Annotated in this window: 20 protein-coding genes; 4 read left to right on the forward strand and 16 right to left on the reverse strand. The window is 64.7% G+C overall.

Annotated features, from left to right (window positions below):
- Window positions 1-7 precede the first annotated feature (7 nt).
- On the reverse strand, window positions 8-2,122 hold the full coding sequence (locus K5K93_RS12585) for a TonB-dependent receptor (protein ID WP_222388067.1): 2,115 nt from the start codon (window positions 2,120-2,122) through the stop codon (window positions 8-10).
- A gap of 171 nt (window positions 2,123-2,293) precedes the next feature.
- On the opposite strand from K5K93_RS12585, the gene K5K93_RS12590 reads away from it, so the two are divergent.
- The 3 genes from K5K93_RS12590 to K5K93_RS12600 all read left to right on the forward strand — a co-directional run bounded on the left by K5K93_RS12590 (window position 2,294) and on the right by K5K93_RS12600 (window position 5,612).
- Window positions 2,294-3,496, forward strand: coding sequence for an amino acid aminotransferase (locus K5K93_RS12590; RefSeq protein WP_222388068.1), 1,203 nt, complete (start codon window positions 2,294-2,296; stop codon window positions 3,494-3,496).
- 280 nt (window positions 3,497-3,776) lie between these two features.
- Window positions 3,777-4,793, forward strand: coding sequence for a class 1 fructose-bisphosphatase (locus tag K5K93_RS12595; protein ID WP_093820351.1), 1,017 nt, complete (start codon window positions 3,777-3,779; stop codon window positions 4,791-4,793).
- A 108-nt stretch (window positions 4,794-4,901) separates the two neighbouring features.
- The gene (locus K5K93_RS12600) at window positions 4,902-5,612 is read left to right on the forward strand and encodes a 2OG-Fe(II) oxygenase (protein WP_222388069.1); all 711 of its coding nucleotides are present in this window, start codon (window positions 4,902-4,904) and stop codon (window positions 5,610-5,612) included.
- Between the two features lie 30 nt (window positions 5,613-5,642).
- On the opposite strand, the gene K5K93_RS12605 is transcribed toward K5K93_RS12600, so the two are convergent.
- From K5K93_RS12605 to dnaA, 15 genes are all read right to left on the reverse strand, one after another.
- Window positions 5,643-6,755 carry a PA0069 family radical SAM protein gene (locus K5K93_RS12605; protein WP_222388070.1) on the reverse strand — a complete coding sequence of 371 codons (1,113 nt, stop codon included), beginning with the start codon at window positions 6,753-6,755 and terminating at the stop codon, window positions 5,643-5,645.
- A gap of 301 nt (window positions 6,756-7,056) precedes the next feature.
- Window positions 7,057-7,800, reverse strand: a complete 744-nt coding sequence (locus K5K93_RS12610; protein ID WP_222388071.1) for a pyridoxine 5'-phosphate synthase — start codon at window positions 7,798-7,800, stop codon at window positions 7,057-7,059.
- 9 nt (window positions 7,801-7,809) lie between these two features.
- Complete coding sequence (locus K5K93_RS12615; protein WP_093820363.1) at window positions 7,810-8,070, reverse strand: hypothetical protein; 261 nt, start codon at window positions 8,068-8,070, stop codon at window positions 7,810-7,812.
- A gap of 40 nt (window positions 8,071-8,110) precedes the next feature.
- On the reverse strand, window positions 8,111-9,571 hold the full coding sequence (gene cls, locus K5K93_RS12620; RefSeq protein ID WP_093820366.1) for a cardiolipin synthase: 1,461 nt from the start codon (window positions 9,569-9,571) through the stop codon (window positions 8,111-8,113).
- Between the two features lie 150 nt (window positions 9,572-9,721).
- Window positions 9,722-10,135, reverse strand: a complete 414-nt coding sequence (locus tag K5K93_RS12625; RefSeq protein WP_025875547.1) for a biopolymer transporter ExbD — start codon at window positions 10,133-10,135, stop codon at window positions 9,722-9,724.
- A gap of 3 nt (window positions 10,136-10,138) precedes the next feature.
- On the reverse strand, window positions 10,139-10,564 hold the full coding sequence (locus tag K5K93_RS12630; protein ID WP_025875550.1) for a biopolymer transporter ExbD: 426 nt from the start codon (window positions 10,562-10,564) through the stop codon (window positions 10,139-10,141).
- Window positions 10,565-10,620: 56 nt separating this feature from the next.
- Window positions 10,621-11,382: a TonB-system energizer ExbB gene (exbB, locus tag K5K93_RS12635; protein ID WP_093820368.1), complete on the reverse strand. Its 762-nt coding sequence runs from the start codon at window positions 11,380-11,382 to the stop codon at window positions 10,621-10,623.
- Window positions 11,383-11,476: 94 nt separating this feature from the next.
- Window positions 11,477-12,034, reverse strand: a complete 558-nt coding sequence (locus K5K93_RS12640) for an energy transducer TonB (RefSeq protein ID WP_025875553.1) — start codon at window positions 12,032-12,034, stop codon at window positions 11,477-11,479.
- A gap of 254 nt (window positions 12,035-12,288) precedes the next feature.
- The gene (locus tag K5K93_RS12645) at window positions 12,289-13,476 is read right to left on the reverse strand and encodes a tetratricopeptide repeat protein (RefSeq protein WP_222388072.1); all 1,188 of its coding nucleotides are present in this window, start codon (window positions 13,474-13,476) and stop codon (window positions 12,289-12,291) included.
- Window positions 13,477-13,607: 131 nt separating this feature from the next.
- Window positions 13,608-14,414, reverse strand: a complete 807-nt coding sequence (locus K5K93_RS12650; RefSeq protein WP_099786346.1) for a M48 family metallopeptidase — start codon at window positions 14,412-14,414, stop codon at window positions 13,608-13,610.
- Window positions 14,415-14,485: 71 nt separating this feature from the next.
- Window positions 14,486-15,331: a CPBP family intramembrane glutamic endopeptidase gene (locus K5K93_RS12655; protein WP_032978482.1), complete on the reverse strand. Its 846-nt coding sequence runs from the start codon at window positions 15,329-15,331 to the stop codon at window positions 14,486-14,488.
- Window positions 15,332-15,398: 67 nt separating this feature from the next.
- Entirely contained in the window at window positions 15,399-17,858 is a 2,460-nt protein-coding gene (gene gyrB / locus K5K93_RS12660) for a DNA topoisomerase (ATP-hydrolyzing) subunit B (protein WP_093820374.1), read from the reverse strand.
- Window positions 17,859-17,970: 112 nt separating this feature from the next.
- Window positions 17,971-19,065 (reverse strand): DNA replication/repair protein RecF, encoded by a 1,095-nt coding sequence (gene recF / locus K5K93_RS12665; RefSeq protein WP_222388073.1) that lies wholly within the window; start codon window positions 19,063-19,065, stop codon window positions 17,971-17,973.
- A 931-nt stretch (window positions 19,066-19,996) separates the two neighbouring features.
- The gene (gene dnaN / locus K5K93_RS12670; RefSeq protein WP_005411731.1) at window positions 19,997-21,097 is read right to left on the reverse strand and encodes a DNA polymerase III subunit beta; all 1,101 of its coding nucleotides are present in this window, start codon (window positions 21,095-21,097) and stop codon (window positions 19,997-19,999) included.
- A gap of 276 nt (window positions 21,098-21,373) precedes the next feature.
- Window positions 21,374-22,705 (reverse strand): chromosomal replication initiator protein DnaA, encoded by a 1,332-nt coding sequence (dnaA, locus tag K5K93_RS12675; RefSeq protein ID WP_025875573.1) that lies wholly within the window; start codon window positions 22,703-22,705, stop codon window positions 21,374-21,376.
- Window positions 22,706-22,959: 254 nt separating this feature from the next.
- Here dnaA and rpmH point away from each other — a divergent pair, with 254 nt between their 5' ends.
- Window positions 22,960-23,100, forward strand: coding sequence for a 50S ribosomal protein L34 (rpmH, locus tag K5K93_RS12680; protein WP_006404565.1), 141 nt, complete (start codon window positions 22,960-22,962; stop codon window positions 23,098-23,100).
- Window positions 23,101-23,102 lie beyond the last annotated feature (2 nt).

Below are 23,102 nucleotides of genomic sequence, written 5' to 3' on the forward strand. Positions count from 1 at the left end.
GGCCCGCCTAACGCCATGACCACTGCAGGCCAACGCTGGCGCGGCGGTCCGGCCCCGGTTCAAAGAACCGGCCGTTACCGTCATTGACGATCACCGAGCCGATGTAGCGCTGGTCCAGCACATTGTCGATCCGCGCGAATGCGCGCAGGTCACCGGCCTGCAGCGTCCAGCTGTGGCCGGCCTCCAGGTTCAGCAGCGCGTATCCCGGTGCGCGCTCGGTGGCGATGTCGTTCACCACCACATCGCTGCTGGCGGCCGCTTCCAGCGCCCACTGCCACTGTCCCGGCGACCACTGCAGGCGGGCATACGCCTGCTGCCGGGGCACGCCGGGCAGGCGGCTGCCAGCGGCAACCACGGTGTCTGGCACTGCGCAGTTGCTGGCCGCACAGGCCAGATAGGGCGAACGCACCTGCGCCTGCAGCCAGGTCCAGGCCAGCTGCAGCTCCAGCTGCTCGGCCAACGGCTGCCGGTACTGCAGCTCCACACCCTGGCGGCGGGTACGGCCGATGTTGCGGTACGTGCTGCGACCATTGGTGTTGCTGGCAACGGCCAGTTCATCGTCGGTATCTGCACGGAACAGGCTCACATCGAGCTGCTTTCCATCCTGCGCGTGCCACTTGCTGCCCACTTCCAGGCTGCGGCTGCGGGCGGCCGCCAGATCCAGCGCCAGCCCGGCCTGGCCGTCGGCGCGGTAGCCCAGCTCGTTGAACGTCGGGGTTTCAAGGCCACGCCCGATCGCCGCGTGCAGGCGCCACTGCGGGCTTGCCTCGAAGCTGACACCCGCCACTGGCGTGGTGGCCTGGTAGCGACGGCGGCCACTGTCGTCCGGGTTGCGCCCGACGATGTAGCGATCATCCGATTCGAAGCGCACCGCGCTGTGGCGCACCCCGGCCAGCAGCGACCAGCGCGGGCTCCATTGCCACCACGCCTGGGCGAACTGGTCCACGTTCTGCACGATGTCGATCTGGTCGCGACGCAGGCGGCCGCGTACCCCCACGGTGGTGCCGACGAAGTTCTCGTAGCCGGTGCGGTGCTGGCGCTGGCGATCGGCATTCACGCCCACCACCAGGTCCAGCGGGCGCCCCCACAGATCGCCGTTCCAGCCCCAGCGCGCGTCCAGCCCGCCATAACCGCCATCCAGGTCGATCACGCCGCCGGCATGCAATGGGTTGGCCTGCGGCCCCGGCGGAATCGGCAGGTACTGGGTCACCGCGCGCTGCCCGGCATAGCCCATCAGCTGCCAGCGCTGCGCACCGGCTTCACGGGTCCAGCGCAGGCCTGCCTGCTGCTGGCGCACCGATTTGCGGGTGTTGTACTGCTCAGCCACCGCCGTGGCCTGGCGCGGATCGGCCGCCACCTGAGCGCGGGTCAGGCCCAGCGGGTCCTGCGCGTTGGGCGCGTGCAGCGCATTGAGCAGCAGCTCCAGGCGGCCGCCAGCGAGCTCGGTGCCAAGGCGCGCGTTGAGCGATTCACGCCGCGCGCGGCTGTGGTCACGCCAGCCATCGGTGCTGAAATGGTTGGCGGCCACGTTGTAGTCGACGCCAGGGCCCGCCCCGCGCAGCTGAGCGCCGACGCTGAGCGTGTTGTCGGCACCGGCACTCACCCGCAGCCGCCACGGGTCACCGGCCTGGCCCTGCGCGCTCCACACCTGCAGCACGCCCCCGGACGAATTTCCATACAGGGCCGAGAACGGCCCGCGCAGCACCTCGATGCGCTCGGCACCGAGCAGGCTGGCGTGCGACAGCTGGCCCTGACCATCGGGCATGGTCGCCGGCACCCCATCGATCAGCACCCGCACCCCGCGCACGCCAAAGGTCGAACGGGCGCCGAAGCCACGGATCGACAGCTGGGTGTCCTGCGCGAAGTTCTGCCGGTCCCGGGCCAACAGGCCCGGCACCCCGCCCAGCGCCTCGGACAGCTGCGTGCCCGGGCCGGTACGGTCGGCGTCGATCCACACCGTATCCAGGCTGGCGGGCAGGGCGAAGGGGTCGACGCCGGGCACCCGCGCGGCCTGCACCTGCACCGTCGGCAGGGCGGTCGGCAATGACTCGGCTGTCACCGCCAAAGGCAGCAGCAGCAGGGCGGAAAGCGGCAGGCATGGGCGTCGTGCGCTGGGATTCATGATTCAGGTTGATGGATAGGGCGGCAACGCACGCCATGGTACGGGCAGGCGGATGACGATGGCGGCGGCCAGCCCCGGCAGGCTTTGTTACGATGGGTCGGTTTCGGCCGACAGGCCGCAAGCCGCGTGGCGCAATTCCTCCCCCTTTCCGTCTACCGAACGAGTACCGCCGTGTCCTTCTTTGCAAACGTGGAACTGGTCCCAGGCGACCCGATCCTGGGCCTGACCGAGGCGTACAACGCCGACAGCCGCCCGACCAAGGTCAACCTGGGTGTGGGCATCTACTACGACGAGAGCGGCCGCATTCCGCTGCTGCGCGCCGTCAAGCAGATCGAGCAGCAGCTCGCCAACGAAGCCAAACCGCGCGGCTACCTGCCGATCGATGGCCTGCCGGCGTACACCCAGGCCACCCGTGAGCTGGTGTTCGGCAAGGACTCGCCGCTGCTGGCCGCCGGCCGTGTCACCACCGCCCAGACTGTCGGTGGCAGCGGTGCGCTGCGCGTCGGCGCCGACGTGCTGAAGAAGCTGCTGCCGCACGCCACCGTCGCACTCAGCAACCCGAGCTGGGAAAACCACCGCGCCGTGTTCAGCGCCGCTGGTTTCGAGGTGGTCGATTACACCTACTTCGACCCGACCACCCATGGCGTCAACTTCGACGGCCTGCTGGCCGACCTGGGCAAGCTGGAAGCGGGCACCGTGGTGCTGCTGCACGCCTGCTGCCACAACCCCACCGGCGCCGACCTCACCGTCAGCCAGTGGAAGCAGGTCGCACAGCTGCTGAAGGACCGCCAGCTGTTCCCCTTCATCGACATGGCCTACCAGGGCTTCGACAAGGGCATCGAGCAGGACGGTGCCGCGGTGCGCATCATCGCCGAGGCGGGCATCGACAGCTTCATCGTCGCCAACTCGTACTCCAAGTCGTTCTCGCTGTATGGCGAGCGCGTGGGCGCGCTGTCGATGGTCGCGCCGACCGCCGCTGACGCCAAGGCCGTGCAGTCGCAGGTCAAGCGCGTGATCCGCACGATCTACTCCAGCCCGTCCACCCACGGTGCTGCACTGGTTGCCGGTGTGCTGAACAATCCGGAACTGCGCGCGATGTGGGAGCAGGAGCTGACCGAGATGCGCGAGCGCATCCACGCCCTGCGCCAGGGCCTGGTCGAGAAGCTGGCCGCTGCTGGTGCCCCGCAGTTCGGCTTCATCAACGAACAGGCCGGCATGTTCTCGTACTCCGGCCTGAGCCGCGGACAGGTCGAGCGTCTGCGCGACGAGTTCGGCATCTACGCCGTCGGCACCGGCCGCATCTGCGTGGCCGCGCTGAACCAGAACAACCTGGAATACGTCGCCAAGGCCGTGGCCACCGTCGCCAAGGGCTGAAGCACCACTCCAGTGGTTTGAAGACAAAGGCGCCGCAAGGCGCCTTTGTTTTTGCACCTGCCTTGCCACACCCTCCGCGCTCGCGGCACACCCTGAAGCGCAGTGAGCGGGGCACCGTGGCCAGGACCGTGAGGCGCATGGATGCGCCGATCGAGCCCCCATGGGTGAGGGCGCCACGACCGCAACGCCTCTGGAAACGATTACGCCTACCCCCGCTCACCCACGCGCAAGTCAGACCAGCGACAATAGGCGTTTTCCCGTTGCCGAGACCTGCCCGCCCATGTCCCGTACCTCGTTGACCCGCTTCCTGATCCAGCAGCAGCACGCCGGCCGCATCAACGCCGACCTGCGCCAGCTGATCGCGGTCGTCGCCCGCGCCTGCACCAGCATCTCCATCGCCGTCAGCAAGGGCGCCCTCGGTGGCGTGCTCGGCGAGGCCGGTACCGGCAACGTGCAGGGCGAAGCGCAGAAGAAGCTGGATGTCATCAGCAACGAGATCCTGCTGGAGGCCAACGCCTGGGGTGGCCACCTCGCCGCCTGCGCATCGGAGGAGATGGACCACAGCCAGCCGGTGCCGGACATCTACCCGCGTGGCGATTTCCTGCTGCTGTTCGATCCCCTCGATGGCAGCTCCAACATCGACGTCAACGTCTCCGTCGGCACCATCTTCTCGGTGCTGCGTTGCCCGACCAACGTCGAACTGCCCGGCGATGACGCCTTCCTGCAGCCGGGCAGCAAGCAGATCGCCGCCGGCTACTGCATCTACGGGCCCAGCACGCAGCTGGTGCTGACCGTCGGCCACGGTACCCACGCCTTCACCCTCGACCGCGAAACCGGCGAGTTCGTGCTGACCACCGAGAACATGCAGATCCCGGCGGCCACCCAGGAGTTCGCCATCAACATGTCCAACCAGCGGCACTGGGAAGCGCCGATGCAGGCCTACGTGGAAGATCTGCTGGCCGGCAAGGAAGGCCCGCGCGGCAAGAACTTCAACATGCGCTGGATCGCCAGCATGGTCGCCGACGTGCATCGCATCCTGACCCGCGGCGGCATCTTCATCTACCCGTGGGACAAGAAGGAGCCGGGCAAGGCCGGCAAGCTGCGCCTGATGTACGAAGCCAACCCGATGGGCCTGCTGGTGGAGCAGGCGGGCGGCGCTGCCTGGACAGGTCGCGAGCGCATCATCGACGTGCAACCCGACCAGCTGCACCAGCGCGTGCCGGTGTTCCTCGGTTCGCGCGAAGAGGTCGCCGAGGCCGTGCGTTATCACCAGGAGCATGACGCGAAGAGCGTCTGACAGCGGCCATCCCTACAGCGGTCATGGCAGATTGGTGACATGACCGCAGGGTGACAGCAGCAGCTGCAAACGGCACCATCAAGCCCTTGCCGTCGAAGGAATGCACGCATGCACGAGCCGGGCCCTGTCGATTTCATCGAGGTCATCCACAACGCCGTCCCCAGCGACGTGTGCGCCGCGATCGTCGCGCGCATGCGTGCAAGCCAGGGCTTGAAACCCGGCGCAGTGGGCAGCGGTGTGTTCCCGGAACTCAAGCACAGCAAGGATCTGCGGATCAGCGGCGTGGATGGCTGGCAGGATGTGGACCAGCAGCTGCAACAGGCGGTATTTGCGGGTCTGCAGACTTATCTACGCCGTTATCCACAGGCATTGATCGCGCCGTTGATGTTGCAGATCCAGGACAGCAGCGGCCAGCCGCGACGCCTGTCGGCCGAGGATTTCCCCGACATGGCGCCGGAGCAGCTGGCGGATCTGGCGCGCACCTGCCTGCGCCCGGGCGCGATCAACCTGCAGTGGTATGCGGCGGGCGAGGGCGGTTACCCGTACTGGCACTGCGAGCTGTACCCGAAGGACGCGCAGGCCGAGACCCTGCACCGGCATGTGCTGTGGACGCTGTACCTCAACGACGACTTCGACGAAGGCGAAACCGAGTTCCTGTTCCAGGGCCGGAAGATCGCACCGCGCACCGGCAGCCTGCTGATCGCGCCGACTGCGTTCACCCATACCCATCGCGGCAACCGGCCGCAGGGCGGCGACAAGTTCATCGCCACCAGCTGGATCCTGTTCCAGAGTGCGCAGAAGTTGTTTGGGGGGGGTTGAGGCACAGCACCACGGCGCGACCGCGACGACCTAGAACAAACTCCCCTGCGGCGTATCCACCTTCGGCGGCAACGGCTTCTCGAACCGGCTGCAATCCAGCTTCGGCCAATGGCTGTTCTGTGCGTTGAAGCCCAGCCGCTTGCGCGCCAGCTTGAAGCGGTTGTTCAGCAGCTCTGCGTAAACACCCTGGCCGCGCATGCGCGTGCCGAACTGACTGTCGTAATCCTTGCCGCCGCGCAGCTGCTGGATGGTGCTCATCACATGCGCGGCGCGATCGGGATGATGGGTGTCCAGCCAATCGCGGAACAGCGGCGCCACTTCCAGCGGCAAGCGCAGCAGCACGTAGCCTGCAGTGCTGGCGCCGGCGTCGTGCGCGGCTTCCAGCACGGCTTCCAGTTCGCTGTCGTTGATCCACGGAATCACCGGCGCAACCATCACGCCCACCGGAATGCCCGCTTCGTGCAGGCGTTTCATCGCACGCAGCCGCGCATGGGGTGCCGAGGCGCGCGGCTCCAGCTTCGCCGACAGACGCGGATCCAGCGATGTCACCGAGAAATGCACGCTGACCAGATTCTCCGCCGCCAGTGGTGCGAGCAGATCGATGTCGCGCTCGACCAACGCGTTCTTGGTGATCAGCGAGAACGGATGCTTCGTCTCCAGCATCACTTCGATCAGCTGGCGGGTCAGCTTGAACTTGCGTTCAATCGGCTGGTAGGCGTCGGTGTTGATGCCCAGCGCGATCGGCTGCGGCACGTAGCCCGGCTTCGACAGTTCCTTGCGCAGCAGCTGTGGCGCGTTGGTCTTGGCAAACAGCTTGGTCTCGAAGTCCAGGCCAGGCGACAGGTTCAGATAGGCATGCGAAGGGCGGGCGAAGCAGTAGGAGCAGCCATGCTCGCAGCCGCGATACGGATTCACCGATTGGCTGAAGCCGACGTCCGGGGAGGTGTTGCGGCTGATGATGCTGCGAGCGGTCTCCGCGCGTACTTCGGTACGCAGCCTCGGGGCGAGGAACTCCTCGCTGTCATCCACTGCCCAGCCGTCGTCCACCGCTTCGCTGACGGTGCTTTCAAAACGCCCCGCAAGATGGGACGTGGAACCTCGGCCCTTGATGGCGGCCTGGGCGTTGCGAGGGGGGTGCTGCATGTTGCCCTCCGGCCGTTACGGGCTATTAGTATTATTGCTAACCACAGGCAGCGCAAGCGGCCAGGATTCACGTAGCTGTAGGCGCGCAGGCGCATTGGGCGACATGTTGACCCCAGACTTGTCCACAGGGTCTTCTGGCTTGGGACCGGGCGCGCGGCATCGCCGCGGCAGGCCAGCATGGGCCACGGGTATCTCAACAGCTGCGATGGGAAGATCGGCTAAGGGGCGCTTGCCAGGCCGGAATACGGGGACCTGCCGCACGTCTTCGGGCTTCAACCCCGTGGGGAAGTCCCATGCACTGCTACAGCAGTGCCAGGTAGCCCTTCACCGTGGCATCCAGGCCGTCGTAAAGCGCCTCGCCGATCAGCGCGTGGCCGATCGACACCTCCAGCACCGCCGGCACGGCGGCCAGGAAGTCACGCAGGTTGTCCTGCGACAGATCGTGCCCGGCATTCACACCGAGGCCGACGGCCTGTGCACGGCGCGCGGCCGTGGCGAACAGTTCCAGCATGGCGCGGGCGTCGCCGGCGGCATGGGCCTCGGCATACGGGCCGGTGTACAGCTCGACGCGGTCGGCGCCGACATCGGCGGCCTGCTCCAGCAGCGGGTTGCCGGCATCCACGAACAGGCTCACCCGGCATCCCATCGCTTTCAGCTCGGCCACCAGCGGGCGCAAGCGCTGCGCATCGCGTTCGAAGTCGAAGCCATGGTCGGAGGTGATCTGGCCATCGCCATCGGGAACCAGCGTGGCCTGCGCCGGGCGCACCTGCGCGCACAGCGGCAGCAGCCCGGGGTAGCCCTCACGCGGCGGCGCGAACGGGTTGCCTTCGATGTTGAACTCCACGCCACGGGCACGGGTCAGCGCCGACAGCGCCAGCACGTCCTCGGCGGTGATGTGCCGGCGGTCGGGCCGCGGGTGCACGGTAATGCCATGCGCGCCGGCATCCAGGCAAGCCTGGGCGGCACGCACCACGTCCGGTTCGGCACCGCCACGCGAGTTGCGCAGGACGGCGATCTTGTTGACGTTGACGCTGAGCTGGGTCATGGAACGGGACTACGGGGAGTGAGAGGGAGCGTCGCTGCCGTCGGCCGGAGCAACCTTGGCCTGCTCGCGCAGACGCCTGAGTTCATCGCTGTCCACCAGTGTCGCCGGATCACGCTGAAGGTCGCCGAAGCGTGCCGCGTATCGACCGCGCACCCATGCCAGCAGGAAGGCGAGGGTGCCCAGCAGGGCCAGTGACATCAGGCCCATGTTCGGCGTTTTCAGCGCAAAGGCGAAGCAGCCCAGCGCCAGCAGCAGGTACAGCCAGTACATTGTCAGTCTCCCCGGGCCACCGCCGCAGTGTAGCGCTGCCTCACAGCAGCGGCGAGGCCAATCGCGCGAAGGCTTCGGGCAGCCGGTGCAGCCACAGCGAGCGGCCTGCCTGGTCGTGCACGCGGGTGGCACGCTCGAATTCGGACTGCAGCAACGTGGACAGTTCCGCCACCCGGCCACGATCGCTGATCATCATCGACAGCTCGAAATTCAGGCGGAAGCTGCGGTGATCGAAGTTGGCGCTGCCGACGATGCAGACATCGTCGTCGGCGATGAACGCCTTGGTATGCAGCATGCGTGGACCGTACTCGTAGATCTTCACCCCCGCATGCAGCAGTTCGTCGAAATAGGAGCGCGCGGCCTGGGTCACGAACCAGGAGTCGCTCATCTTCGGCACCAGCAGGCGCACGTCCAGGCCACCGAGTGCGGCCGAGGTCAGCGCCATCCGCGCCGCTTCGCCGGGTACGAAGTAGGGGGTGACCAGCCAGACCCGCTCACGTGCTTCCTGGATGGCGGCCACGTGCAGGCGATGGATGGTCTCCCATCCCGAATCCGGGCCGGACACCAGCACCTGCGCGTTGATCGCGCCGTCGCCGCGCAGGGGCATGTCGCTGGGCCACAGCCGGGCGATATCGAACCGCGAGTGGTCCTGGCCACTGGCGTACAACCAGTCCTCTGCGAACACCAGCTGCAGGCTGCGCACCACGTGCCCGCGCAGGCGCATGTGCAGATCGCGGTAAGCATCCGGGTTGCGGCTTTCGTCTTCGTCGTCGGTGATGTTGATGCCGCCGGTGAACGCCAGCCGGCCATCGACGATCACCAGCTTGCGGTGCGTACGCAGGTTCAACCAGGGTCGCTTGAATGGTTTCAACAGCTGCCGAGGATGGAACCAGACTACTTCCGCGCCGGCATCCAGCAGGGGCTGCAGGAAGCGCTGGCGCACGGCCGAAGAACCTACCGCATCCAGCAGCAGCCGCACCTGCACGCCGGCGTTGGCCCGTTCCACCAACGCATCCCGCAACGCGGTGCCGGCGTGGTCGGGATTGAAGATGTAGTACTCCAGGTGCACATGGTCCTGCGCCTGTGCCACCGCTTCCAGCAGCGCGGCGTAGGTGGCCGCGCCGTCGACCAGCCAGGTCACTTCGGTGGCTGTGCTTGGCGCCAGCCCGGTGGTCGCCTGCGCGATCTTGGCCAGTTCGGTGCAGTCGGCATCGGGCGGGCAGACATCGCTGTAGTGCTCCATGCCCGAGCGCGCGCGACCGCGCCGCAGCCGTTGCCGCTTCACCTTCTGTGGGCCCAGCAGGTAGTAGATGAAGAGGCCGAGGTAGGGCAGCAGCGCCAGCGACAGGATCCAGCTCAGCGTGGCCACCGGCTCGCGCTTCTGCAGCATGATCCAGCCCGTCAACGCCAGCAGATACAGCAGGTAGGCCACCGCCAGGATCGTTCCCAGGTGGGCGATGCCATCAAGCCAATGGCGCACGGAATCGAAGAGGGCGAGCATCCGCCGATCATAGCGGGGACAGGCACCGGCCAGAGGCATTCATTGCCAACGGCGTTGCCGGGAAGACGCCTGCACGCACAAAAAAAAGACGCCCCTGTTTCCAGGGGCGCCTGCAGTCGCGTCATGACTGATGTATTGCGGTGTAGCGATTTACTGCTGCACGAAGCCGATCTTCTTCATCTGAGCATTCTTCGCGGCGGCCAGAACCTTGGCCATCACGTCGTACTCCGAATCCGGGCTGGCATCGATCCGCAGTTCCGGCTGGTTGGTCGGGTCACGCTGGACCTCCTGCTCCATCCGCTGCTGCAGTTCATGCGTACCGATCGGGCTGTTGTTCCACGAGACCTGGTTGCTGGCGTCGATCTTCAGCTCGATCGGCGGCGGCGGTTCGACCAGCTGCGGCGGTGGGTTGAGCACGCGCTGCGGCAGGTCCACGGCGATCGGGTACGTCATGATCGGCGCGGTCACGATGAAGATGATCAGCAGCACCAGCATCACGTCCACGAGGGGCGTGACGTTGATGTCTGCCATGGGGCCCTTGCCACCACCACTACTGAATGCCATGGCTTATTGCCCCTTCTCTTTGGTCGCCACGAAGCCGACGTCCAGCATGCCCTGTTCCTGCGCGACCTTGGTCATCTCGTTGATGACACGCATCTTGGTGGTGCGGTCACCACGCAGGTTCAACGGCGGCTGCGGGGTCTGCTGGGCGGCGGTCGCCAAGCGCGACTCGAGGGTCTGCTTGTCGATCTCTTCGTCATTCCAGTAGATCGAACCGTCTTCCTTGACTGCCAGGGTGATGGGACCCTTGCGGTCGTTGGTGTCGTCCGGCTTCTGGACCAGATTGGCCTCCGGCAGATCCACCTTGACCTTGTGGGACATCAGCGGCGCCGTGATGATGAAGATGATCAGCAGCACCAGCATCACGTCCACGAGGGGCGTAACGTTGATGTCGGCCATGGGGCCGCCGCTGTTACCACTACTGAAAGCCATAACGGGCTCCGTCTAGATCTTGGTGACTACGTTCTCGCGGGTACAGCGCGTCGCAATTAGCGGACGCGCGAACCGGTGGCGAAGAAGTCGTGCAGGTCGTGCGCGAAGGTATCGAACTTGCTGATGGTCGCGCTGTTGATCTTGCTGAAGAAGTTGAAGGCGAACACGGCCGGGATCGCGACGAACAGACCGATGGCGGTCATGATCAGTGCTTCACCCACCGGGCCGGCAACGGCGTCGATCGAAGCGGAGCCGGTGGCACCGATCTTGATCAGCGCGCCGTAGATGCCCCACACGGTACCCAGCAGACCGACGAACGGAGCGGTTGCACCGACGGTGGCCAGCAGGGTCATGCCCGACTGCAGCTTGTTGCTTTCGCGGGTCACGGCCTGGCGCAGAGCGCGGTCGACGAACTCCGAACGGCTCAGGTTCTCACCCACGCCGCCGGCAGCGCCGCCTTCAGCACGCTGGTGGTGCGCAGCAGCCTGGGCAGCGTCCAGCGCGATCTTCGAGAACGGCTCCGAAGCCGGCTGCTCTTCCATTGCACGGATGGCGTCCTGCGCGTTCGGGGTATCCCAGAACAGGCTGACGACGCGATCGGCGGCGCTCTTCAGGCGGGTAGCGCGGAAGATGTTGATGACGGTCCAGTACCAGGACATGGCCGACATGACGACCAGGGTCAGCAGCACGACCCAGGAAACCGCGAAATCACCCGGCTTGGTGGTCATTTCGTGGATCAGGTGCTCGAAGCCCATCTGCGACAGGGCGTTGGACGGATTGCCCCCGGCAGCAGCGGCGATGAAAATTTCCTGCAGCATGACGCTTACCTTTGTTGTGTGTGGTGATAAAGGGTGTAGCTAAGCTAAACAATCGAACTGGAGGCGAGGGTGGCCAAGCGGCCACCCGGGCGCATCAGTTCAGCGCAAAGTTGACCGGGACGCGGACGCGGCCAGCAGCCTTCTTACCGCCAGCTTCGGCGGCGTTGAAACGCCACTTGCGGGCGGCTTCCATCGCAGCACGGTCCAGATCGCGGTTACGGCTGGACTTTTCCACCGTGACATTGGTGACGTTGCCGCTGGCATCGACATCAATGATCAGGATCACTTCGCCCTGGATACCAGCGCGGAAGGCGGCCGGCGGATAGCGCGGCGGATTCATGGCCTTCGACGAGATGTCCACGCTGGCCTCGATCGAGGTCGGCGGTGCCGGCGGCGACGGCGGCGACGGCGGGGTGACGATATCGTTCGGGCGCGGTTCCGGCACGTCGACGACCGGCGCCTGCGGCGGCGGCGGGACGGGCGACGGCTTCGGCGGCGACAGATTCTTCACCGGCGGCGGCGGGGTGTCCTGCGGCGGCGGCGGCGGCGGCGGCGGTGGCGGCGGCGGCGGTGCGTCGACGATGGTCACCATGACGTTGCGCTCCTTCTCCGCCACGGCCTTGGGAGCCACGGCAGGAATCAGGAGCATCATGAAGGCGGCCAGATGCAGGGCGATTACAAACGCGATACCGACGATGCGAGGCCAGCTCAGCCCCTTGTCATCGGGTTGTTCGTACCGGTGAACGACTAGTTGTTCCGTCATGCGCCAAGAGCTCAATAGTGGGGCCGGAATCCCGGGGGCGGGATCCCTGATCAGCGGTGCATGACACCGCAGGAACCTCCAAGCTTATACCAATCCTGAGCGCTTGCGCATCAACTGGGCAGGCGTTCAGGCGTTATTCCTACTTACTTCAGGTTGATGATTTTCTTGGCATCCGCCTGGTTCTTCACGCCCTTCGCCAGCGCCTGCTGGGCGGCCTGCTTGGCCTCCGGGACACGACCTTCACTGTGCAAAACGCGTGCCAGATTCAGGTAGGTCTCACCGTCCTTGGAGAGCGGGGCGGCCTTCTGCCACGCATCGATCGCCTGCGGCACCTGGTCGGAGTAGTAGTAGGACTGGGCCAGCGCCAGGTAGACCTGGTAATCCGGCTTCAGGATGCCCTTCTGCAACCCTTCGTTGATGACCGCGATGACGTCCTTTTCCTTGTTCTCGGTGTTGGCATAGATCGAGTACAGCTGCTTGTACTCGCGCTCTTCGGTGAGCTGGCCGCTGCTGCGCAGCTTGTCCATCACCGCGGCGGCCTTCGGCATCTGGTCGGCCTGCATGTACATGTTGGCCAGGTTCAGCTGCGCTTTCTTGTCGTTCGGGTTCTTGGCCGCCAGTGCCTCGGCGGCCTGCACGGCCTCACCGGTCTGGCCGGCTTCGGACAGTGCGGCCATCAGCAGCTGGTTCCAGTTGTCCTTCGGCTCGGCAGCGCCGGCGATGGCCTGCTTCAGCACCGGGATCGCTTCCTGGTAGCGCTCCAGCTGGTACAGCGCCTGGCCCTTGATGATCAGCTCTTCCGGCTTGGTCGACTTGCTCTCGGCGAAGTACTTGTCCAGGGTCGCCAGGCCTTCAGCGGTCTGGTCTTCCTGGATCTGCAGCTGGCCCAGCATCAGCATCGACTGGAAGTGGCCGTTGTTGTCCAGGCCGTTGAACTGCAGCACCTGCTTGAGGTAGGCGATGGCGGCTGCGGTGTCGTCAGTCTGGTAGGCGGCCTGGGAGGCGAGCTGCGCGGCCAGCGACTTGTCGTACTCGTTGGCGCCTTCGGTGGCCAGGATCTCGTCGGCCAGCGTGCGGGTCTCCGGGAACTTTTCCTTGTTGTAGCTGTCAATCATCTTCTGCAGCTTGCTGCCCAGCTTGGCCGACGACTTCGCTGCCGGTTCCTGGCGGGTCGCGTTCGGGAACAGCACTTCGGCCTTGGCCTGCTTGCCGCCACGGTTGCCACGCTCGGACGAACGCGAGGACTGCGCGAACGCGTCGGTGACCACGGCGCCGGTCAGGGCAGTGGCGATGAGGACGGAAAGCACAGCTTTGTGGTTACGGAAAATCATCGTTCACCTCGATCGAACCGCCGGTAGCGGCAAAGTCGGACTGTCAGAAAAATCTGAGCCGCCAAACGTATCAGAAACAGATGGCGTGAGAAATCGTTTTATGTGCTGCAATACAGCATGAATCTGCGCACTCAGCCACACTTTGGTCGGCGTCCGGCCGCCTGCGCCTGCTGATAGACGGGCCCCAGCGTCGGCACATCACGCTGCAACTCCCTGATCCGATTGGCTGGATCGGGATGGGTCGACAACCATTGCGGGCTGCGACCGCCACTGGCGGCCATCATGTTCTGCCACAGATCGACGGCCTGGGCGGGGTTGAATCCGGCCTCGGCCATCAAACGCTGACCGATCACGTCAGCCTCGCTTTCCTGGGTGCGTGAGCCGGGCAACAGGAACGCGGTCTGCGCCCCCATCCCGCCCAGCTGGTTGACCGTACTGGCTGCACCTTCGCCGCCATAAGCGCCGGCCAGCGCGCCCAGCACCGCCAATCCGGTCTGCGCGCCCATCTGCCGGGTGATGCGTTCTTCGTGGTGGCGGGCGATCACGTGGCCGATTTCATGGCCGATCACCGCTGCCAGCTGATCCTGGTTCTTGGCAACGCTGAAGATGCCGGTGTTGACCCCGACCTTGCCGCCGGGCAGGGCGAAGGCGTTGGGTTCCTTGTCGACGAACACCGCCGTTTCCCACCGTACGCCACGGTACTGAGGCGGCAGCTGTGCAACGAGCGCGTTGACCACGCATTGCACGTAGCCGTTCTGGCGGCCGTCGCTGCTGATCTTCTCTTTCTGCTTGGTTTCGGCGAACGCCTGCGCACCCAGCTGATCCAGCTGCGCCTGCGACACACCGCCCACCATCTGCCGACGGCCGGTGGGTGAAGTGGTGGTCGCGCAGGCGCTGACCAGAGTGGTGATGACGATAGCCAGCAGCAGTTGTTTCATGGACCCACCCCCGTGTTCAGAAGCCCAGTGTGTAACGGGTCTGCTTAATCTTTCGTCAAGCGGACAGCGCCTTACGTTGCCCCGAAAAACACCAGCGCCGCAAGCGCCACCGCATTGTTCAGCGCATGGGCGGCGATCGCTGCCCACAAGGTGCCGGTGCGGCGGTACAGCCAGCAGAACGCGGCGCCCATGCCGCCATAGACCAGCCATAGCTGGGCGATCTCGGCCGGGCCATTGGCGCTGGTACCGGGAATTTCATGGATGAGCGCGAAGGCCAGGCTGCTCAGGATCATCCCCAGCCACGGCCGCCCGGCCTGCCACAGGCGCCCGAACAGGACCCGGCGAAACAGCAGTTCCTCGTAGGCGGGTGCAAGCACCACGGCAAACAACGTCAGGAACAGCGGAAAGCGGGCAACCGCGTTCTGCATCAGTTCGAGGTTTGTCGGTACCGGCTCGATACCCATCTGCTTGGCCACAAAGGCGATGCCGTTGCTGCCGATCACGATCGCGCTGGCCACCAGCAGGGTCCAACCCCAGGTGGAGGGGCGACGGAGCGCGTCGCGCGAACGCTGGCGTTCTGCAGCGTTGGCCGGTCGGCGCCAGAAGTACACCAGCAGTGCTGCGCCGCCGGTAGCGACCAGTGCCATCAGGATCTGCCCAAGAGCACCGGGCTGGCCGAGCTGCTGGGTGACCGCTGCCGGGTCAGGCGTGCCACCGCCGGATTTGGCGCTGGCGTATCCCACAACGATGCCGCGATAGAGTCCCCAGATCAGCCCGCCCACCAGGCTCAGCCCGAACAGGGTGACGGCAGCGATTCCCAGATCGATGAAGAAGCCCGCCAGCGGCGAGGAGGCGCGGGGCGTGACAGTAGCCGGTGGAACCGGCGGCGGAGCGGAAACCGGGGCGGAAGCGGACATCGATTACCTGCGATCAAGGGACAAAAGCCGGCGCGCCTCCCCGCGCGCCGGCCACCATCCGATTGTGTCAGATATCCAGGTTGGCGACCTTCAGCGCGTTGTCTTCGATGAAGTCACGACGCGGTTCGACCACATCACCCATCAGGGTGCTGAAGATCTGGTCAGCGGCGACCGCATCTTCGATGCGCACCTGCAGCAGGCGGCGGGTCTCCGGGTTCACCGTCGTATCCCACAGCTGTTCCGGATTCATTTCGCCCAGACCCTTGAATCGCTGGATCTGACGGCCGCGCTTGGCTTCGTCCAGCAGCCAGTTGCGAGCCTGCGCGAACGAGTCGATCTCGATCGACTTGGCGCCACGGGTGATGACCGCGCCTTCGCGGACCAGGCCGTGCAGCAGCTGCGCTGCCTGGTGGATGCCACGCAGCTCGCCGCTTTCAAGCGCCGACAGCGGCAGCACCTGGATGTGCTGTTCGCCCATGTGGCTGCGCGTGACCAGCACCGCAGCCGGACGCTGCTCGTTGGGTTCCTGCAGCTCCAGGGTGAAACGGGCGCTGCCGAGGTTGCCCTGGTTGAGGTGCTTGGCCAGCGCGTCCAGGCCCTCACCGGGACCTGCGTTGCGCAGGTTTTCCAGCTCCAGCGGCATGAAGTCGACCAGCGCTTCGAGCAGGTTGCGGTCGTAACGGTGGGTATTGCGGTTGATCGTGTCCTGCGCGGCAGCGTAGGCGAGCAGCAGCTTTTCCAGCGCCACGCCATCGATAGGCGGCTCGCCGCTGGCCGGCACCAGCCCGGCGTTCTCCACTGCGCTGCTGGCCAGATAGCTGTCCAGCGCCGGATCGTCCTTCAGGTACAGCTCCTGCTTGCCCTGCTTGATCTTGTACAGCGGCGGCAGGCCGATATAGACATAACCACGCTCGATCAGCTCCGGCATCTGACGGTAGAAGAACGTCAGCAGCAGGGTGCGGATGTGCGCGCCGTCGACGTCGGCGTCGGTCATGATGATGATCTTGTGGTAACGCAGCTTGTCCGGGTTGTACTCGTCGCGACCGATGCCGGTGCCCAGCGCGGTGATCAGCGTACCCACCTGGTCGGACGCCAGCATGCGGTCGAAGCGTGCACGTTCCACGTTGAGGATCTTGCCGCGCAGCGGCAGCACCGCCTGGTTCTTGCGGTTGCGACCCTGCTTGGCCGAGCCACCTGCCGAGTCACCCTCGACGATGAACAGTTCGGACAGTGCCGGATCCTTTTCCTGGCAGTCGGCCAGCTTGCCCGGCAGGCCGGCGATATCCAGCGCACCCTTGCGGCGGGTCAGGTCGCGGGCCTTGCGCGCGGCTTCGCGGGCACGGGCAGCGTCGACGATCTTGCCGGCGATGGCCTTGGCTTCGTTCGGGTTTTCCTGCAGGAACTCTTCCAGGCGCTGGCCGAACGCACTTTCCACGGCCGGACGCACATCCGAGCTGACCAGCTTTTCCTTGGTCTGGCTGGAGAAGCTCGGGTCCGGCACCTTCACCGACAGCACCGCGATCATGCCTTCGCGCATGTCATCGCCGGTCAGGTTGATCTTGGCCTGCTTGGCGATGCCGTTCTGCTCGATGTAGTTGTTGAGCACACGGGTCAACGCGCCACGGAAGCCGGCCAGGTGGGTACCGCCGTCCTTCTGCGGAATGTTGTTGGTGAAGCAGTACATCGTCTCCTGGTAGGAGTCGGTCCACTGCAGCGCCACTTCCACGGTGATGCCGTTGGATTCGCCGGTTACCGAGATCACGTTCGGGTGCAACGGCGTCTTCAACTGCGCCAGATGCTCCACGAAGCTGCGGATGCCGCCCTCGTAATGGAAGTCGTCGCGGCGGCCATCACCACGCTCGTCCACCAGCACGATCTTGACGCCGGAATTGAGGAAGGACAGTTCGCGCAGGCGACGGGCCAGGATGTCGTAGTGGAATTCCACGTTGTCGTGGAAAGCCTTTACCGACGGCCAGAAGCGCAGGGTGGTACCGCGCTTGGTGCTGGGACCGACCTGCTTGAGCGGATGCAGTGCTGCGCCGTCGGCGTATTCCTGCTGGTAGTGGAAACCGCCCTGATGGATATCCAGGACCAGCTTCTGCGACAGCGCGTTGACCACGCTGACGCCCACGCCATGCAGGCCGCCGGAAACCTTGTAGCTGTTGTCGTCGAACTTGCCGCCTGCGTGCAGGACCGTCATCACGACTTCGGCTGCAGACACGTCGCGGTCGAGCTTCTTGCTCATCTGCTCGTGCTTGCCCGTCGGAATGCCGCGACCGTTGTCGGACACTCCGACCGAGCCGTCGGCATGGATCGTCACCGACACGTGGTCGGCATGGCCGGCGAGGGCTTCGTCGATCGAGTTGTCGACGACCTCGAACACCATGTGATGCAGGCCGGTGCCGTCATGGACGTCGCCGATGTACATACCTGGGCGCTTGCGGACAGCCTCCAGGCCTTCCAGGGCCGTAATGCTGTTGGCGTCGTAGTTGCCGTTGTTTGCCGGGGTGTTCTGTTCGTCGGTCATTGCGCTTGCCGTAGGCTCCGCAGGTCGGACACCGCTTTGAGCGATGTGCCGAGAATGAAGGGATAGCAGCCTGAATTATACCAGCCGGGGCTGAGCGGCCTTGCCGTGCCCACTATGGCACAGCCACGATCTGTGCATGTTCCACGTGGAACCGGGTGATGTTGCTCAGAGTCTCCAGTGCTGCAGGCGTTTCTGTTGCAGTGATGAATATCTGCGCCGGTGCCGCCAACAGGCGGTGCAGTACCCGGGCCTGGTGTGTGCGATCCAGCTCCGAGGCCAGATCGTCGAGCGCGATGACGGGCCACTCGCCACGCTGCTCGGCGTAATCCTCCGCCTGGGCCAGTAGACAGGCGAGGGCGGTGAGCTTGGCCTGGCCGCGTGACAGCGCATCGCGCCCCGGGATGCTCTGGAACGCCACGCTCCAGTCCGCCCGGTGTGGGCCCAGCGAGGTGTAACCCGCCTGACGGTCGCGATCGCGCGCCAGCAGAAGGGCATCTGCCAGCGGAACCTCGTGCCGGCGCCAGCCGGGACTCAGATTCAGGCCCACGATTCCCAGTTGCGGAGCCAGTGCCTCGGCCAGGGCGATGGTTCGGGACTGCAGTCGCTCCAGGTAGTGCTGCCGACGACTGGTCAGCGGTTCTCCCGCCTCGGCCAGCTCGTGATCCCAGGTATCGAGCATCCGCGACGGCCCGCCCTGCTTGAGCAGGGCATTGCGCTGCTTCAACGCGCGCGAATAGCGCCGCCACAAGGAAAGGAAGTCTGGTTCCACGTGGAACAGGCCCCAATCCAGAAAGCGCCGTCGCGGCTCGCCACCACCACTCACCAAGGCGTGACTGCCCGGTTCAAAGGTCACCACAGCGAGGGCGGCACACAGGTTTCCGAGTTGGGCGACGTCTTCGCCATCCAGCCGCCCCTTCCACTCCTGCCCGCTATGCCGCAGCCCGGCTTTTCGCCTCTGCACGGACAGATCACCGCGTTGCTCGTCCCATTCCACGAAGACTTCCAGAGCTTCATGGCCCTGACGCACCAGTCCATCGCGTACCCGCCCGCGGAAACTGCGCCCATAGGCCATCAGATGCAACGCTTCCAGGACGCTGGTCTTGCCAGCGCCGTTGTCACCGGTCAGCAGATTCACCCCTGGCTGGGGCGACAGCTCCACCGCATCGAAACGACGCAAGTGGTGGAGGGCAAGACGACAAATCTGCATGGGATGCGACAGACCATCCGCACAGGGCGGTAGAGGGGCGGGGAATCACCCAGCTTACTGCATTGGTCAAGCCAGCCAGCGTGGATCGGACGTGGACCGGCATCAGCGGGGCGTTGCAGCCTTGGAGAACACCGGTTCCACGTGGCGGAGGCCTGCCGGCATGCAGGCGGCCGGAGACAGTGGCCGAAATCGTTCAAATCCGGCAGGAAGCCAAGGCTCAAGGCGTCCAGATCTCGCCATTCCGAAGACGGTTTCCCCGGCTCATGGCCTGACTCCACACCGAGATTGCAGTCAGTGCTCCCCAGATTTCTTGAAATCTGCGACCAACGCCCCTGCCAGGTTCCACAGATTTCAAGAAATTCAAAGTGGCAGTTCCACGCCATCCACAGCGGGCCTGTATGACTTATACACAAGGTGTGGGCGAACTGTGGATAAAAAAGGCACTTTTCCTCGGCTGTAAAACTATCCACAGGTTCCCCCCCAGGCTTGATCGCCTATATACAGGGGGTTTCAGCCCTATAAAATCTTGTTGAATCATACACATAGCCTACTTTTACATGAAATCTGGCCCTACCATCACCACCAAGCTTTTGATTTATACCCAGATTTAGAAGCTAGGGAGGTGCCGAATTCCTACGAACGAGGCCTGTGGACAGAGAGGTCAGCACGCAGGCGGAAGCCGCTTGATCCGATCCCGCTGCGCGCTCATATCCAACGTGTCTCGTCATCTCAGCATGTGGATTCCACCGCTGGATTCCCGGGACCGTGGGTTCCCTGCGCCGACAACCCATCAGGGCAACGCGGATGGTCACATCGGAACGAGCCACAAAGGGCGACGGTAAGCATTCGCAACGATGCTCCACGTGGAACAAAAAAAAAGACGCCCGGAGATCCCGGGCGTCCATGTGTTCCACGTGGAACGGCGCAGCTGTCAGAGACGCAACGGCATCACCACATGACGCGACTTCTCGCTGCTCGATTCACGCACCAGCGCCGAGGAGTTGGAGTCGCGCAACTGAATGATCACTTCTTCGTCGCGCAAGGCGGAGAGGGCATCCAGCAGGTAGTTCACGTTGAAGCCGATGGCCAGGTCGCTGACCGTGGTGTCGGCCTCGATCTCTTCCTGGGCTTCTTCCTGCTCCGGGTTGTGCGCGCTGATCTTCAGGTTGCCCGGCGAAACTTCCACGCGGATGCCGCGGTACTTCTCGTTGGACAGGATCGCAGCACGCTGCAGCGAGGCACGCAGCGCTTCGCGATCAACCTTCACCTCGCGGTCGGCACCAATCGGAATCACTGCCTCGTAATCCGGGAAGCGACCGTCGATCAGCTTCGAAGTGAAGGTGACATCGTCGCGTTTTACACGAACGTGGCTGCGGCCGACTTCCAGTTCGATCTCGCGATCACCGCTTTCCAGCAGGCGCTGCAACTCGGTCACGCCCTTGCGCGGAACGATGATCTGGCGCTTGGAACCGCTGGGCTTGGCCAGATCGGTTTCGCACAGGGCCAGCCGATGACCGTCGGTAGCGACGGTGCGCAGCGCGTCGCCGCGCAGGTCGAACAGCAGGCCGTTGAGGTAATAACGCACGTCCTGCTGGGCCATCGCGAACGCAGTGCGCTCGATCAGCTCCTTCAGCGTGGCTTCGCCGATCGCGACACGCTCGGTGGCTTCCACTTCGTCCACCGACGGGAAGTCGTTGGAGGGCAGGGTGGCCAGGGTGAAGCGGCTGCGTCCTGCCTGCACGGTGATCTTGTCACCGGTCTGCGAGACGGTGATCCGGCTGCCATCAGGCAGGGCGCGGATGATCTCGAACAGCTTGCGGGCGGGAATGGTGGTTTCGCCGTCCTGGGCATCTTCAACCGCGATCCGCGACACCATCTCCACTTCCAGGTCGGTACCGGTCAGCGACAGCTGGCCGTTCTGCACCTGCACCAGGAAATTGGCCAGAACCGGAAGGGTCTGGCGGCGTTCGACCACGTTGACGACCTGTGCCAACGGCTTGAGAAAGGCTTCGCGCTGCAGTGTGAAACGCATGTGGTTCCGTGCCCCTATGCTTTAAAAAAATGTGGAATAAATCAAAAGCTTGGTGGTGCTGGTAGAGCCAGAATCGCTGGAAAACACAGCTAAGTCTTTGTAAAAAAAGGGGTTTCAGGCTTCGAAACCCTCTGCATTACCAGCCCCCAAGGGGTGGGGAAAGCTGTGGATAAATCTTCCGGGAAATCCAACGGCATTTTTATCCACACCCTGTCCCGCGCTTGCTACCGGATTCTGCACCGTTTTATGCGGTGACGCCTCATCGGCGTACGTGCATCATTCGCTCAGCTTCCGGATCAGCTTGTCCCAGTCCTCGCGGAGCTTGCCGTCGGCTTCCATCAGGGTGCGGATCTGCCGGCAGGCATGCAGCACCGTGGTGTGATCGCGACCGGCAAAGGCGTCGCCGATTTCGGGCAGGCTGTGTTCGGTCAGTTCCTTGGTCAGCGCCATGGCAACCTGGCGCGGACGGGCCAGCGACCGGGTCCGACGCTTGGACAGCAGATCCTTGATCTGCAGCCCGTAGTAATCGGCAACGGTTTTCTGGATGTTGGGAATGCTGATCGCCTGCTGCTGGGCGCGCAGCAGGTCGCGCAGGGTTTCCTGGGCGAATTCGGTGGTGATCGCACGGCCGGTGAAATTGGCGCGGGCGGTCAGGGTATTCAGCGCACCCTCGAGGTCGCGCACATTGGAGCGCATCTTCTTGGCAATCAGGAACGCAACGTCATCGGGAATCTCGGCACCACGCTCGCGGGCCTTGGCCAGCACGATCGCAGCGCGGGTCTCGAAGTCCGGCGGCTCGATGGCGACCGACAGGCCCCAGGCAAGCCGCGACTTCAGGCGCGCTTCCAGGCCTTCGACCTCGCGCGGATAGCGGTCGCAGGTCAGGATGATCTGCTGCTTGCCATCGAACAACGCGTTGAAGGTGTGGAAGAACTCTTCCTGGGTGCGATCCTTGCCGGCGAAGAACTGGATGTCATCGATCAGCAGCGCGTCGACCTGCTGGAACTGGCGCTTGAACTGATCCATGGTCTTTTCCTGCAAGGCCCGGATCATCGCGCTGAAGAACTGTTCCGAACGCAGGTACAGCACCTTGGCGGCCGGATTGGCCTGACGCATCGCGTTGCCGGCGGCGAACATCAGGTGGGTCTTGCCCAGGCCGGTGCCCCCGTACAGCAGTAGCGGATTGTGCGCGCGGTCGCCCGGCTTCTGCGCCGCCTGGAATGCTGCGGCCAGGCCCAGCTGGTTGCTGCGGCCTTCCACGAAGTTGGCGAAGGTGTAGTGGTTGTCCAGGTTGCCGGCGAAGGGAACCTGCGGCTGCACCGGCGCCTGCGCCGAATGGCTGGAAACCGGCGCGATCTGCGCGTCCACGGGCCGCGGACGCGAGCCGATTTCAAGAAATACGTCGCCGAAACCGGCAAAGTGGGTGACCAGCTCGCGGATCCGCGGCAGGTACAGTTCGCGCACCTGATCGACAATGAAGGCATTCGGTGCATACAGCACAAGGCTGTCAGCGCGCAGATCTGCCTGCAGCGGCTTCAACCAGGTGTGAACATCCTCGGGCGGGAACTCCGCCTCGAGTCGCTCGAGACTACGTGACCAGGCATCCATCAGCAATAATTGTCCGGTGGCCGATGCATAGGCGCGAAAAGGCGCCCAAACACAGGCCTGAAAGGGGGGAAATGGATGGCTCAGCCTACCACCGAGCGCCCGCCTTCGGAATGCTTGTCCCCTACTTATTCACAAAAAGATCCACAGCTATTGCACAGCCCGGTGAATTGGCGTAGCAGACAGGGGTTGACGGGAGGGGGGGCACCTCTCTAAAATTTCCGGTTCTTTCCGTCCCATTCATACGAGAGGCCCACATGGCCACCAAGCGCACCTTCCAGCCCAGCAACCTCAAGCGTAAGCGCGACCACGGCTTCCGTGCCCGTATGAAGACCGCTGACGGCCGCAAGATCCTGTCGCGTCGCCGCGCCAAGGGCCGCAAAGTCCTGAGCGCCTGATT

Origin of the sequence: Stenotrophomonas sp. DR822, from assembly GCF_019793815.1 — a bacterium.
GTDB classification, from domain to species: domain Bacteria; phylum Pseudomonadota; class Gammaproteobacteria; order Xanthomonadales; family Xanthomonadaceae; genus Stenotrophomonas; species Stenotrophomonas indicatrix.

What these genes read in the sequence shown, in the direction of transcription:
- K5K93_RS12630 (WP_025875550.1), bottom strand. Translation starts at nt 10,564, where the DNA reads ATGGCTTTCAGTAGTGGTAACAGCGGCGGCCCCATGGCCGACATCAAC.
- K5K93_RS12625 (WP_025875547.1), bottom strand. Translation starts at nt 10,135, where the DNA reads ATGGCATTCAGTAGTGGTGGTGGCAAGGGCCCCATGGCAGACATCAAC.
- K5K93_RS12585 (WP_222388067.1), bottom strand. Translation starts at nt 2,122, where the DNA reads ATGAATCCCAGCGCACGACGCCCATGCCTGCCGCTTTCCGCCCTGCTG.
- K5K93_RS12600 (WP_222388069.1), top strand. Translation starts at nt 4,902, where the DNA reads ATGCACGAGCCGGGCCCTGTCGATTTCATCGAGGTCATCCACAACGCC.
- K5K93_RS12615 (WP_093820363.1), bottom strand. Translation starts at nt 8,070, where the DNA reads ATGTACTGGCTGTACCTGCTGCTGGCGCTGGGCTGCTTCGCCTTTGCG.
- K5K93_RS12650 (WP_099786346.1), bottom strand. Translation starts at nt 14,414, where the DNA reads ATGAAACAACTGCTGCTGGCTATCGTCATCACCACTCTGGTCAGCGCC.
- dnaA (WP_025875573.1), bottom strand. Translation starts at nt 22,705, where the DNA reads ATGGATGCCTGGTCACGTAGTCTCGAGCGACTCGAGGCGGAGTTCCCG.
- gyrB (WP_093820374.1), bottom strand. Translation starts at nt 17,858, where the DNA reads ATGACCGACGAACAGAACACCCCGGCAAACAACGGCAACTACGACGCC.
- K5K93_RS12595 (WP_093820351.1), top strand. Translation starts at nt 3,777, where the DNA reads ATGTCCCGTACCTCGTTGACCCGCTTCCTGATCCAGCAGCAGCACGCC.
- K5K93_RS12645 (WP_222388072.1), bottom strand. Translation starts at nt 13,476, where the DNA reads ATGATTTTCCGTAACCACAAAGCTGTGCTTTCCGTCCTCATCGCCACT.
- cls (WP_093820366.1), bottom strand. Translation starts at nt 9,571, where the DNA reads ATGCTCGCCCTCTTCGATTCCGTGCGCCATTGGCTTGATGGCATCGCC.
- K5K93_RS12655 (WP_032978482.1), bottom strand. Translation starts at nt 15,331, where the DNA reads ATGTCCGCTTCCGCCCCGGTTTCCGCTCCGCCGCCGGTTCCACCGGCT.
- dnaN (WP_005411731.1), bottom strand. Translation starts at nt 21,097, where the DNA reads ATGCGTTTCACACTGCAGCGCGAAGCCTTTCTCAAGCCGTTGGCACAG.
- recF (WP_222388073.1), bottom strand. Translation starts at nt 19,065, where the DNA reads ATGCAGATTTGTCGTCTTGCCCTCCACCACTTGCGTCGTTTCGATGCG.
- K5K93_RS12610 (WP_222388071.1), bottom strand. Translation starts at nt 7,800, where the DNA reads ATGACCCAGCTCAGCGTCAACGTCAACAAGATCGCCGTCCTGCGCAAC.
- K5K93_RS12605 (WP_222388070.1), bottom strand. Translation starts at nt 6,755, where the DNA reads ATGCAGCACCCCCCTCGCAACGCCCAGGCCGCCATCAAGGGCCGAGGT.
- K5K93_RS12640 (WP_025875553.1), bottom strand. Translation starts at nt 12,034, where the DNA reads ATGATGCTCCTGATTCCTGCCGTGGCTCCCAAGGCCGTGGCGGAGAAG.
- rpmH (WP_006404565.1), top strand. Translation starts at nt 22,960, where the DNA reads ATGGCCACCAAGCGCACCTTCCAGCCCAGCAACCTCAAGCGTAAGCGC.
- exbB (WP_093820368.1), bottom strand. Translation starts at nt 11,382, where the DNA reads ATGCTGCAGGAAATTTTCATCGCCGCTGCTGCCGGGGGCAATCCGTCC.